Source organism: Amycolatopsis sp. A1MSW2902, from assembly GCF_017312175.1.
In the GTDB taxonomy this organism is placed as follows: domain Bacteria; phylum Actinomycetota; class Actinomycetes; order Mycobacteriales; family Pseudonocardiaceae; genus Amycolatopsis; species Amycolatopsis nivea.
On record NZ_QJPO01000001.1, the window covers coordinates 6,056,561 to 6,068,608 of the forward strand.

Below are 12,048 nucleotides of genomic sequence, written 5' to 3' on the forward strand. Positions count from 1 at the left end.
TCCGTCAGCGGATCTTCAGTCTGTCATCGTCCGGCTCCCTGCTCGAGGTTTCGGCGGATGCGCTCCCGCGCGGCCGAATCGCCCGTTCCCAGGTCGGTGTTGCGGATTTCGTGGCGAAGACCGTCCGCCAGGACGAAACGCGGGTGATGCAGCGAAGCCAGCGACTCGGTCGGGTCGCCGTCCACCGCGATCACGTCCGCGCGCAGACCGGGGACCAATCGGCCGGTCACGTCTGACAAGCCGCACACGCGAGCGGCGACGGAGGTGGCGCTGGCGATCGCTTGCCGTGGGGTCATTCCGGCTTCGGCGAAGGTGTCCAGGCAGTCTGCGTAGCGTTCAAAGTGCACGAGCGGGATTCCAGCGTCCGTCCCGGCGACGATGACGGCTCCCAAGGCGATCAGCGCGCGCAGGTTGCCGACCACGGCGTCGCGTTCATCCCAGGGGCACATGTAGTCCGCTGCGGTGCAAGCGGTATTCATGGTCGGGCTCACGGCGATTCCGCGGGAAACGATCATCTCGGCGATTCGCGGATCGAATTCCGTACCGGTACGGGTGACCCAGCCGCAGTGTTCGATGCAGTCGACCCCGGCGAGTACGGCTCGTTCGATGCCTTCGACGCCCAGCGCGTGCGTCGTGACCGGCAGGGAACGGTCGTGTGCTTCGGACACCAACGCGGTCAGCTCATCCACGGTGTAGCGCGCTTGCGCCGGATGACTGCCGGGGGTCATGAAGCCGCCGGTGGTCATGACTTTGATCAGGTCGACGCCGTCCTCCGCGTGCTGTTTGACCCTCGCGCGGACCTGGTCGACGCCGTCCGCGATGCCGCCCATGGACGCGGCGTGGCCGTTGGTGACGGTGATCGGGGCGTTCGCGGCGAGGATTCGCGGGGTGGCGTTCGGGGCGGCGGCAAGCAGGTCTCGTACGCGGGTGCCCAGGGTGCCGGGCGCGCCTAGATCGCGGGCGGTGGTGACTCCGGCGTCGAGCAATCGCTGCGCGTTGGCGATCATCCGGCGGCTCAGTACGTCATCGTCGCTGGGCATTTCCAGGCTGACTTCGCCGGAACCCGGGTCCTGGCAGAGGTGGACGTGACAGTCGATCAATCCGGGCATCAGGGTGACGTCGCCGAGGTCGGTCACCGGGCCGTCCGGAGCGGAATTCCGTGGTCCGGCATAGGTGATCACACCGTCCGAGACGGCGACGGCGGCGTCGTGGACCAGCGGGGCGGACGCGTCGGTCAAGAGCCGCGCGGCGGTGAGGATCATGCGTGCCTCCGGTATTCCGCGAGCGCCGTGCACAGGCGGTCGATGTCGTCGGTGGTGTTGTAGCAGTGGAAGGAGATCCGCAGGTTCGACCCGCGCGGCGCGGTGACGATGCGGCGGGCGGCGAGGAAGTCCGCCAGGGCAACGGGATCGGCGTCGACCAGTGCGACTTGCGGACCGGGGCGAGTGTCGGGTGCGGGTCCGTTCAGCGTTTCTCCCGCGGCGGTGAGGCGTTCGGTTGTTTCCGCGACCAGGCGTTCGACGTGGGCCCAGGCCGCCGCGGGATCGAGGTGGCTGAGGACTTCGATTCCTGCGCGGGCGGCGTAGGCGGCGGGGATTCCGGGGGTGCCGGATTCGAAACGGCGGGCGCTGGTCGGGACGTCGAGGAGCGCGGGATCGAAGTCGAACGGGTCGACGCGGCCGAACCAGCCGGTCATCCGCGGCGGCTGGTGGTCTTCGACGCCGCTGCGGGCGAACAGCACCGCGATTCCGGGCAAGCCAAGCAAATACTTGAGGGTGCCGGTGACCAGATAGTCGCAGTCCAGTTGTGTGACGTCGACGGGGACGACACCGACCGCTTGGTAGGCATCGACTAAAACTCGGGCCCCGACGGCTCGCGCGTGTTTGGCGATTTCGTTCACCGGTTGCAGGGAACCGTTGGTGTACAAGGCGAACGGGATCGACACGAGCCGAGTCGACGAATCGATCTGAGCCCGGTACGCCTCGATCACTCCGAGCGAACGCATCGCGTCCTGGCTGACCCACCGCATCTGCTCGTGTGCCGGACGTTGCGCGTGCAGCACCTGCCCGACGCTGGGAAACTCCGACGCCATCGACACAATCACGCCGCCGTCGTCGAAGTCGACCGCGTTGACCGCCTGAAAAGCGGCGTGCGACGCAGAGGGCACCAACGCGATCTCGTCCGGTTGCGCATGGAGGAAACCCGCCGCGGCGGTGCGCAAACGCTCGACTTCGGTCATCCACGGACCCCACGGCGCACCCTGGTCGCGCAGCGAATACGCCAGCTCCCCCAACGCCGCGGTGACCTGCGTGGAAACCGCGCCCTGGCTGCACGAAGCCAGGTGCGTGGTGTCGGCCAAACTGGGGAACTGGGCACGGAACCGGTCGGGATCCACGAGTCACCTCCGCGAGAACTGCCGTCAGCCACAGTGAACAGCGAGCACTTCCACTGCGCAACCCTCTCTCGCGCCGCCACGATTGTCGTCATTGACGCGACACAAGTCATCGCTCACACTGATGCACATTCATCCAGGCTGAACACATCGACGTGGGTAGCTGAGGAGCGATCATGACCCGAACCGCACCAGGCAACCGCCGCCGCTGGCATTGGCTTCTGCTCGTCGTCCCGTTCGCGTGGTGCGTCGCGGCGATCCCCCTGGTCAACCGGATCGACTACGTCTTCGGCTCGATCCCGTTCCTGCTGGTGTGGATGACCGCGGGCGTGCTGATCGGCTCGGGCGCGATCGGTCTCGTCTACGCGATCGACCGCCGCCGCGGCGACCTGGACCGGGTGTAGCGCGATGGCACTGGCACTCGCTCTCCTGATCGCGGTCGGCTCGATCGTCTGGGGCACCGTCGCCGCCGCGCGCGGCCGGGCGATGAATCTGCAGGAATGGTCCGTCGGCGGACGCCGGTTCGGCACCTGGCTGTTCTGGTTCCTGCTGGTCGGCGAAACCTTCACGACGTTCGCGCTGCTCGGCGCGTCGCAGGGCGTGTTCAGCAACGGCGCGCCCGGGTTCTACGTCCTCGGCACGGTCGTGCTGACCGCGGCGGTCGGCTACTGGGTGGTGCCGAAAATCTGGCGTGCGGGCAAACAGCACGGCCTGGTCACCATGGCCGACTACTTCACCACCCGCTTCGAAGCCCGCTGGTTCGGCGGCCTGATCGCGGTCTTCGGCATCGTCGCGCTGCTGCTGTACGCCCAGGTCCAGTTGACCGGGCTCAGCCTGATCCTGGCGAGCCTGTTCGGCAGCGAGGTCCCGTCGCTCGTCTACGTCGTCGCCGGCGGGGCGCTGGTCGCCGGGTTCGTGCTGGTCGGCGGGATGCGCAGCGCCGCGTTCACCGCGATCGTCAAGGACGTCCTGCTGATCGCGATCCTGCTCGTGGTCGCGATCGGCGCGGCGGACGCGGCCGGCGTGAGCGGTCCGCTCGGCGTGTTCGACGCGATGAAACAAGCGCACCCGAACGGCGCGACACTGCCCGGACTCCACGGTTCGACCGCCACGAACACCTGGTGGTGGATGAGCTTCCTGCTGCTGACACCGCTGGGCTCGTTCGCGCTGCCGCACATGTTCCAGGTGTCCTACAGCGCGAAGGACGTCGCGACGATCCGCCGCAATCAAGTCGTCCAGCCGCTGTATTCGCTGTTCTACGTCCTGATCGTGATGATCGCGCTCGCCGCGGTGCTCGCACTGCCGAAGCTGACCGACAAACAGGCGAACGCGTCGCTGCTGATTTTCGTGCGCGAGAAGTATCCGGAATGGGTCATCGGATTGCTCGGCGGCGCGGGCATTCTCGTCGCGCTGGTGCCGACCGCGGTGCTCGTGCTCGCGGCCAGCAGTCTGTTCACCCGCAACGTGCTCGGGGCCCGGTCGAAGAAATGGGCCTCGTCGCTGACTGCGATGCGCGTCGGCGTTCTCGTTTTCACTGCGCTTTCCGTGCTTCTTGTCGCGCACAGCAACGAAAAACTGTTGAGCATCATGACGAACGTGTACAGCGCCGTCGGCCAGCTCGCTCCCGCGCTGTTCCTTTCGATGCTGTGGCGCCGGGTCACCGCGCCCGGACTGGCGGCGGGTGCGTTGTGCGGCGGGCTGATCGTCGGGGTGCCCGCGCTCGGTTCGCTCGTCGCGCACGCGATGCCGCCCGGGACCGTCGTCGGATTGCCCGCGCTCGTCGTCAACCTGATCGTGACGGTGGCGGTCAGCCTGGTGACCCGCCCGCCGTCGCGAACCGCGGTCGAGGTCGGGACAGGGGACCGCCCAGCGGGACCCGCGGAGGCCAGTGACCTGCGCCGGAGCACCGTTTGACGATAATGATCGGGTGACCGTGACGAGGATCCGCGAATTCCGCACCCTGCGCGGGCTGACCGTGCGCCAGCTCGCCGACCAGGCGGGCGTGTCGACCGGGTTGATCAGCCAGGTCGAGCGGGGCGTCACCGACCCCAGCCTGGAAACCATGCGGCGCATCGCCGAGGTGCTCGACATCCCGCTGTTCAGCCTGTTCCAGGAGCCGGACGAGGAAACCGTCGCGGTGATCCGGCACGACGACCGGTACCGGATCTCCTCGCCGCACCACGCGATCACCTACACCCGCGCCTCCCCCGGCGGCGCGAAGCTCGAGGTGCTCGAAGGCGTGCTCGAACCCGGCGGCGCCTCGTCCGACGAACTGCGCTCGCATCCCTCCGAGGAATGCGTGGTGGTGATCGCCGGACGGCTGACCGTCCAGGTCGGCGAGCAGACGCACGTGCTCAAGACGGGCGACAGCTGCCACTTCGATTCGACCATCCCGCACCGCTTCCGCAACGACGGCCGGACCACCGCCCGTTTCCTCGTGAGCGTCACTCCACCGAGTTACTGATACTTCCGTCGGAAGTATCGTGGCCAAAATTGGTCTAGACTTTTCGTTCCGAAACCGGCGAAAAGGACGGACTGATGCGAGGGACGACGGTGCCTCCGGGAATGTGCTGCCGACCGGTCAAAACCGGTGAACTTCCGCTGCACCGGCTCGAGGTGCCCGCGCCCGACGCGGTGCCGTTCGCGGTCGGGTCTTTCGACGCGGTGGGCCCGTTGTCGCGGGCGGAATTCCCGCACCGGCACACGTTTTACGAAATCGTGCTCGTCACCGGAGGGACCGGCGCGCACGTGGTCGACCTGACGCGGTGGGAGCTGAGCCCGCCGCACCTCGGCGTCGTCACGCCGGGCCAGGTGCACCACTGGGAGGCGAGCGAACTCGCCGGATCGGTCGTGCTGTTCACCGACGACTTCCTCTTCGACCATCCGGCCGACCGCGAAACCCTGCGCAGGCTGCGCGAACGGCCGTGGCTGCGGCTGGACCGGGCCGAACACGACCGGACCGCGCGGCTGATCGCCGAACTCGAGGAGGAATTCCGGCGCGGCGGCGAGGACGGCGAATCCGTGCTGCGCGCACTGCTGCACGTGTTGATCGTGCGCGCCGGGCGGCTTCCCGGGATTCCGTCCGCGCCGGCACCCGCCCGCGCCCGTGCGGTAGCGGCGGAATTCGCGCAGCAGGCGGAAAAATCGGAGCTGGGACTGTGGTCGGTGCGCGCGCACGCCGAACGGCTCGGCGTCACTCCGGGCTATCTCACCGAGGCCGTCAAGGCGGCAACCGGGCGTACCGCGGCGGAATTGGTGCGCGAGGCGCGGACCCAGGAGGCGAAACGGTTCCTGCTGCGGACGAATCTGTCCGTGCGGCAGGTGGCCAGCCGCGTCGGATTCGCTGACCCGGCCTACTTTTGTCGGTTCTTTCGGCGCGAAACGGGGTTGAGCCCCGGCGGATTCCGCCGCACCGGCGACACCGCCCCGAAGATTCACCACGACTGCATGACTCCGTCCATCGCTGCGGGCTGATCTCCTCCCTACCGTCGAGGGGAATCCCGAGCCCCCACCGAGGAGCAGGCATGGACGAAGACAGAAAGTTCAGCCGCAAGGCAGTGCTGAAGGCCGCGCTGGCCGCCGGAGTCGCCGCGCCGGTGGCACTCGTCGGCGGCCCCGCCTTGGCCCGCACGAATTTCGCCGGCGGGCAGAAGGTCGAGCCCACCCCGTACTGCCACGACGGCGACGAGCCGACGATCGACCAGACCGAAGGCCCGTACTTCAAGCCGAACTCCCCCGAGCGCAGCGTGCTCGTCGACGCCAACACCCCGGGCCAGCGGCTCACCGTGAGCGGCTACGTGTTCGGGCTGTCCTGCCAGCCCGTCAGCCGCGCACTGCTGGACTTCTGGCAGGCGGACGTGAACGGCGCGTACGACAACGTCGGGTACACCTTCCGCGGGCACCAGTACACGAACGACCTCGGCGAGTTCAAGCTGACCACGATCGTGCCCGGCCTCTACCCCGGCCGGACGCGGCACATCCACGTCAAGGTGCAGGCCCCCGGGGAGCCGATCCTGACGACCCAGCTGTACTTCCCGGGCGAACCGCGGAACAACACCGACACGATCTTCGACCCGCGGCTGCTCATGACCGTCCGCGACGCCCCGAACAACGCCAAGGAGGCGGCGTTCGACTTCGTGCTCAACGTCCAGCAGACGCCGACCGGCGGGCCCTCGACGAGTCCGACGTCGCCGACCGGCCAGCCCGGCGGGACGTCCTGGACCGCGGGCAAGTCGTATACCGCCGGCACGCGCGTCACGTTCAACGGGGTCAGCTACGTGTGCCTGCAGGGCCACACCGCCCAGCAGGGCTGGGAACCGCCCAACGCGCCAGCGTTGTGGCAGAAGGGCTGATCTCCTCCCCACGAGAACGGCGGGCTCCCCCGGGCCCGCCGTTCTCCGTTCTCCGGGAATTTCCGAGAAGCCCGGCACGCGCTGTCGAGTTACGGTCGACGCGTTCGTCTTCCATTGCGAACTCGCCGGACCGGCCCTCGGAGGACACATGCTGTACCTGCTGGTGATCTACAACTGCGACCGCCCGGAACCCGGCGATCCGGCCTTCCCGGACGCGCTGGCCAGGGTGAACGCGTTCGCCGACGAATGCCGCCGGCGCGGGGCGCTCGTGTCCGAGCATCCGCTGCAAGGCGAGCACACCGCCACCACGGTCAGCGTCCGCGACGGGAAGACGCTGATCACCGACGGGCCGTTCCTGGAGACCCACGAGCATCTCGGCGGCGTCTACGTCCTCGACTGCCGCGATCTCGACGAAGCCCTCGAACTCGCCGCGCTGTGCCCGATGGCCGCGGTCGGCACCGTCGAGGTGCGCCCGGTCGCCAGTGTGCCCGGGCTGACCGGCCACGCATGACGTCGCCGCTGCTGCGGGAGGTCTATCGCGAGCACCGGGCCCGGATGCTCGCGGCGCTGGTCCGCGTCCTCGGCGACTTCGAACTCGCCGAGGACGCGCTCCAGGACGCCTGCGCGCTCGCCCTGCGCAGCTGGGGCGACAAGCCGCCGGACGACCCCATGGCGTGGCTGCTGACCGCCGCCCGCAACAGCGCGATCGACCGGCTCCGGCGCGCCCGCCGCGGCCTGGAGAAGCTCGCTCAGCTCGGGGGACAGCCGGAGGTCACGGTGGATCGGTCCGAGGACAGCCTGCTCGCGATCGGCGACGAACGGCTCAGTCTCGTCTTCACCTGCTGCCACCCCGCGCTCGCCGAGGAGGCCCGCGTCGCGTTGACCCTGCAGGCGGTGGCCGGGCTGACCGCGGCGCAGATCGCGCGGACGTTCCTGGTCAGCGAGGCGACGCTGGCGCAGCGGCTGGTGCGGGCCAAACGCAAGATCCGCGACGCCGGGATCAGCCTCGCCGTACCGGCCGATCATCTGCTGCCGGAGCGGTTGTCCGGGGTCTTGGCGGTGTTGTACTTGATCTTCACCCAAGGCTACACCGCGCCGGAACACCGGGAGCTGCAACAGGAAGCGATCCGGCTGGCGAAACTGGTCGCGACGCTCATGCCGGACGAACCCGAGGCGCTCGGCCTGGTTTCGCTGCTGCTCGTGCACGATTCGCGCACCGCCGCCCGCTACACGCCCGACGGCGACGTCGTGTTGCTCGAAGACCAGAACCGAAGCCGTTGGGACCACGGCGAAATCGCCGAAGCGATCGGTCTGCTGGACCGGGCGCTGCGCTTCGAGAATCCCGGGCCGTATCAGTTGCAGGCCGCCATTGCCGTCCAGCACGCGCAGGCTCGTTCCGCCGCGGACACCGACTGGGCGGCGATCGCTGGGCTCTATCAACGTTTGTACGAAACGAATCCGTCTCCGGTGATCGCGTTGAACCACGCCGTCGCGGTCGCCATGGCCACCAGCCCGGAAGAAGGCCTGGCGCTGATCGACGGTATCGACGGCCTTGACCGGTACCACCTCATGCACGCCGCGCGCGCCGATCTGCTGCGCCGACTCGGCCGTACCGACGAGGCGATGGCCGCGTACCGGCGCGCCCACGAACTCGCTGTCAACCCAGCCGACCGGCGATTCCTCGCCAGCCGCTTGACCACCTTGGAGTCCTGATGAGACTGTCCATTCTCGACAACGGACATCGCTTGCGCGCCAAGATGTTCATGTCGGCCACGTCGAAACAGCCGCCGGACATAGTCAAGATGCTGTTGTACCGGCCCGGCTTTTTCGCCCGGCCGTTGCTGGACGTCACCGTTCCGGCGATGCGCGGCCCGTCGTTCTGGACGGCCGGGGAACGCGAATTCCTCGCCATGTCAACGGCGTTGCTGCACGATTGCCCGTTCTGCATCGACTCGCACGCGGAGCTGACCCGGATCGCCGGACAAGGCGAGATCGACCCGTCGCGACCGGAAGCGGCGCGGCCCGAGGTGCGCACCGTTCGGGCGTTCCTGGAGACCGTCACGCTGAACCCGGACCAGATCGTTCTGCCGGATCTCCCGCCGGAGGCGATTCGCGAAGCGCTGCGGGTGAATCTGGTGTGGAACATCGTGAACCGGCTCGCGAACGCGTTCGGCTTCGTGCTTCGCGAAGGCCAACTGGAGAGCGGGACCCGTGCCTTGCACAAATTCGGGTACCGGTTCCCCGGGTTTCTGCTCGCCGGCGGTCCGAGCGGCAAGCACGAGGATCCGGTGGAGAACCTGCGATATTCCGTGTTCACCGCACCCGCGACAACCGACCCGGCGCTGCGCAAAGCGGCGGCCAGCGGCGACGGCCTGCCCGCGCCGCTGCAGCCGTTCGCGGAGAAGGTTCGCGACGCGTCTTACCGGCTCACCGACGCCGATTTCGCCGAGCTGACCACGAAATACCAGGAAGACGAGGTCTACGAGATCACCGTCGCCGCGGCCGTCGGCGCCGCGTTGCGCAGTTTCGACGCCGGGCAACGGAAACTCACCGCATAACGCGAACCGGCGGCCAGGACGCACCCGGCCGCCGGTTCGGATCCGCTCAGGGGCGGTAGAGCTCCTTGACGACGTCGATGGTGTCGTTCTTGTCGACGTGGATCTCGGCGTACAGCGGCTTCGCGCCGGTCAGCGCGTCCATCAGGGCCTGCTCGGTGCACGGGTTCGTGCCGCGGCCCTGCGGGTCGAGGGCGACCTCGCTGCCCGGGCACAGCTCGGCCGCGCCGAAGACCTGCGCGGTCTTGCTCACCGGGAGCCGGTAGGTCTTGGCGTCGGCCGGGACGAACTGGCCGTTGTCCGGGCCGCCCTTCTTCCAGGTGACCAGCTGGAACTGGGCCATGTTCACCGATCGGTCGAACCCGGCGAACTGCACGGTCTGCGTCGTGTTCGGGAAGCGGCGCGTCGGGGCGGCGGGCTGCTGGCCGCCGGTGCCGCCGGTCGGCGCGGTCTTGATCATGAACTCGGTGCCGCCGTCCTTGCCGCAGTTCACGACGCCCTGGGCGAATTCCTCTTCCGCGCCCAAGGCGCAGTCCCAGTGCCCTTCAATGCCGAGAACCCGGTGGCCGGGGCCTTCGCCCTGCGACGGCGCCAATTCGTAGTATTTCGTCATCACATTGAATGCTTCGGTGCAGCCGGGAATGGTTCCGTTCGCGCTTTGCACCGCGATCAGATCCATTTGCTTGCCGCCGGCCGGGCCGACCTGCCCGCCGTGCTTGCTGCAGTTGACATCGCCGTTCGACGTGGCCGTGGTGCCCGCCGCACCGGCGGAACCGCCCTGCGGGTTCTGCTTGACCGCCGCCGCGTCGGAAACGCTCTTCGCCGCGGAACCATTTCCGTCGACATTGTTTCCGCTGCACGCGGAAAGCAACGCGGTCGCGGCGACCGCCCCGCCGACCATGACCAGCTTCATCGACTTCATCGCGGTGAATCCCATTTCGTGCTCCCCGTGTCTTTTGGCGAATCTCTGCCCACAAAGACGTGAAGCACCGAATGACGTTGCCTCGAAGTTCCGCGGAGAGCCATCGTTGCCCCAATGTCGCGCCCGCCTGGTCCGTGCGGGCACGACCGCGAAGGGCGTCGCAACCCTCTAGTACACGCCGGTTTCCGATGTGCCCCCGCCGAGCGGCCAGGCGCTAGGCCGGGATGCCGAGCGCCGCCAGCCACACCCGGGTCAGCGTCGCGGCCGCGTCGTCCAGCGAACTGTCCGCGATAAACGCCTGATAGAAGACGCGTTCGGTCATCCAGACCAATGCCGCGGCGACCTCCGCCGCGGTCCCGGACGAAAGTCCGGCGCGTTCGGCGACGCCTGCCATGGTGTCGGCGAGCGCGACCACCGCGGAGCGCCACGCCTGGTCGATCGCCGGCACTGACGGGGAGAGTTCGACCGCCGTGCGCATCACCGTGCCGTGCTCGCGCCACATCCGCGCGGTCTGCTCGAGCCCTTGCCGGACCGCGTCGCCGGGAGCCGCGGCGGCCGCGTCCACCGCGTCGACCTCGGCGCGCAGCTTGGCCACCGTCCGCTCGACCAGCGCGGCGAACACCTCGTTCTTGGACCCGAAGTAGAAGTAGAGCGCGCCCCGGGTGATCCCGGCTTCCTGCGCGATCGTGGCGACGGTCATGCACGCCCCGCCCGTCTCGTTGAGCTGCTGCTCCGCCGCGTCGAGAATCGCGCGTTCGCGCAGGTCGCCCTTGGTCGGAGCCGTCCGGCGGCGGGTGCTTCGCTCTTCCACCTGCACGTTCTATCACGCCGACTATTTTTGACGCAGTGCAGATTTTTCTCGACGTGGGGTAGAGTTTGCTGCATGACCAAGCTCTTCCTGATCACCGGCGCCAGCTCAGGCCTCGGCCGGGCGTTCGCCGAGGCCGCGCTCGAAGCCGGCCACACCGTCGTCGGCACCGTCCGCAAGCAGGCCGACGCCGAGGAGTTCGAGCAGCTCCGGCCGGGGAAATCCCTCGCGCGCATCCTCGACGTCACCGATGACGACGCGGTGTTCCGGACCGTCGACGAGATCGAGGCCGAGGTAGGCCCGATCGACGTCGCCATCGCCAACGCCGGTTACGGCCACGAGGGCGTCTTCGAAGAGTCGACGATGGCTGAGCTGCGCGCGCAGTTCGAGGTGAACGTGTTCGGCGTCGTCGCGACGGTGAAGGCGGTGCTGCCGTACCTGCGGCAACGGCGGCGCGGGCACATCCTCGGCGTGACGTCGATGGCCGGGCTGATCACCGTGCCGGGCACGTCGTTCTACCAAGGCAGCAAGTACGCCGTCGAAGGCATTCTTGAAACGGTGGGCAAGGAAGTCGCACCGTTCGGCGTGCACGTCACCGCGATCGCGCCGGGTTCGTTCCGCACCGACTGGGCCGGCCGGTCGATGGTCCGCACCGACCGCTCGGTGCCGGACTATGACCAGGTGATGAACCCGATCCGCGACCACCGCCTCGCGGCCAGCGGCAAACAACTCGGCAACCCTCAGAAAGCCGCGGAAGCGGTGCTGCACATCCTCGACGTCCCGAACCCGCCCGCGCACCTGGTCCTCGGCTCCGACGCCCTCCGCCTCATCGCGAACGGCCGCGCGGCGGTCGAGAAGGAGATCTCGGAATGGGCGGAGCTGAGCCGGTCCACGGACTTTCCGGGCGGGGCTCAGCTGCCTGGCTGAGCAGCGGTGAACGTCCGCGAGGGGAAACGCGGAAAAGGCGCAACCGCACTGCGGCGCACTCCCCGACGACCCGCGAAACCGCCGAGTCCGAG

The 12,048-nt window shown here is 68.4% G+C and carries 13 protein-coding genes; 9 read left to right on the forward strand and 4 right to left on the reverse strand.

Going from position 1 to position 12,048, the window contains the following annotated elements:
* Positions 1-23: 23 nt before the first annotated feature.
* Positions 24-1,262, reverse strand: a complete 1,239-nt coding sequence (locus DMP23_RS27825; protein ID WP_337823011.1) for a metal-dependent hydrolase family protein — start codon at positions 1,260-1,262, stop codon at positions 24-26.
* The gene (locus DMP23_RS27830) at positions 1,259-2,395 is read right to left on the reverse strand and encodes an aminotransferase class V-fold PLP-dependent enzyme (protein ID WP_337823012.1); all 1,137 of its coding nucleotides are present in this window, start codon (positions 2,393-2,395) and stop codon (positions 1,259-1,261) included. The genes DMP23_RS27825 and DMP23_RS27830 overlap by 4 nt, the downstream gene beginning before the upstream one ends.
* Before the next feature lie 173 nt (positions 2,396-2,568).
* Here DMP23_RS27830 and DMP23_RS27835 point away from each other — a divergent pair, with 173 nt between their 5' ends.
* The 8 genes from DMP23_RS27835 to DMP23_RS27870 all read left to right on the forward strand — a co-directional run bounded on the left by DMP23_RS27835 (position 2,569) and on the right by DMP23_RS27870 (position 9,302).
* On the forward strand, positions 2,569-2,796 hold the full coding sequence (locus DMP23_RS27835) for a DUF3311 domain-containing protein (RefSeq protein WP_051171722.1): 228 nt from the start codon (positions 2,569-2,571) through the stop codon (positions 2,794-2,796).
* 4 nt (positions 2,797-2,800) lie between these two features.
* A complete protein-coding gene (locus DMP23_RS27840; protein ID WP_337823013.1) occupies positions 2,801-4,306 on the forward strand; it encodes a sodium:solute symporter family protein in 1,506 nt (501 codons plus the stop codon).
* A 13-nt stretch (positions 4,307-4,319) separates the two neighbouring features.
* Positions 4,320-4,856, forward strand: coding sequence for a helix-turn-helix domain-containing protein (locus DMP23_RS27845; protein ID WP_037818260.1), 537 nt, complete (start codon positions 4,320-4,322; stop codon positions 4,854-4,856).
* Between the two features lie 74 nt (positions 4,857-4,930).
* Positions 4,931-5,866 carry a helix-turn-helix transcriptional regulator gene (locus DMP23_RS27850; RefSeq protein ID WP_037818259.1) on the forward strand — a complete coding sequence of 312 codons (936 nt, stop codon included), beginning with the start codon at positions 4,931-4,933 and terminating at the stop codon, positions 5,864-5,866.
* A 50-nt stretch (positions 5,867-5,916) separates the two neighbouring features.
* Positions 5,917-6,744: a dioxygenase family protein gene (locus DMP23_RS27855; protein WP_037818258.1), complete on the forward strand. Its 828-nt coding sequence runs from the start codon at positions 5,917-5,919 to the stop codon at positions 6,742-6,744.
* A gap of 148 nt (positions 6,745-6,892) precedes the next feature.
* The gene (locus DMP23_RS27860; RefSeq protein ID WP_037818257.1) at positions 6,893-7,255 is read left to right on the forward strand and encodes a YciI family protein; all 363 of its coding nucleotides are present in this window, start codon (positions 6,893-6,895) and stop codon (positions 7,253-7,255) included.
* Positions 7,252-8,457, forward strand: a complete 1,206-nt coding sequence (locus DMP23_RS27865) for an RNA polymerase sigma factor (protein ID WP_337823014.1) — start codon at positions 7,252-7,254, stop codon at positions 8,455-8,457. The genes DMP23_RS27860 and DMP23_RS27865 overlap by 4 nt, the downstream gene beginning before the upstream one ends.
* Positions 8,457-9,302 carry a hypothetical protein gene (locus tag DMP23_RS27870; RefSeq protein ID WP_337823015.1) on the forward strand — a complete coding sequence of 282 codons (846 nt, stop codon included), beginning with the start codon at positions 8,457-8,459 and terminating at the stop codon, positions 9,300-9,302. The genes DMP23_RS27865 and DMP23_RS27870 overlap by 1 nt, the downstream gene beginning before the upstream one ends.
* A gap of 46 nt (positions 9,303-9,348) precedes the next feature.
* Here the strand turns inward: DMP23_RS27870 and DMP23_RS27875 are convergent, their stop codons facing one another.
* Positions 9,349-10,236, reverse strand: a complete 888-nt coding sequence (locus DMP23_RS27875) for a hypothetical protein (protein WP_337823016.1) — start codon at positions 10,234-10,236, stop codon at positions 9,349-9,351.
* 199 nt (positions 10,237-10,435) lie between these two features.
* Positions 10,436-11,032 carry a TetR/AcrR family transcriptional regulator gene (locus DMP23_RS27880; RefSeq protein ID WP_238608450.1) on the reverse strand — a complete coding sequence of 199 codons (597 nt, stop codon included), beginning with the start codon at positions 11,030-11,032 and terminating at the stop codon, positions 10,436-10,438.
* Positions 11,033-11,104: 72 nt separating this feature from the next.
* On the opposite strand from DMP23_RS27880, the gene DMP23_RS27885 reads away from it, so the two are divergent.
* Positions 11,105-11,956: an oxidoreductase gene (locus tag DMP23_RS27885; protein WP_238608451.1), complete on the forward strand. Its 852-nt coding sequence runs from the start codon at positions 11,105-11,107 to the stop codon at positions 11,954-11,956.
* Positions 11,957-12,048 lie beyond the last annotated feature (92 nt).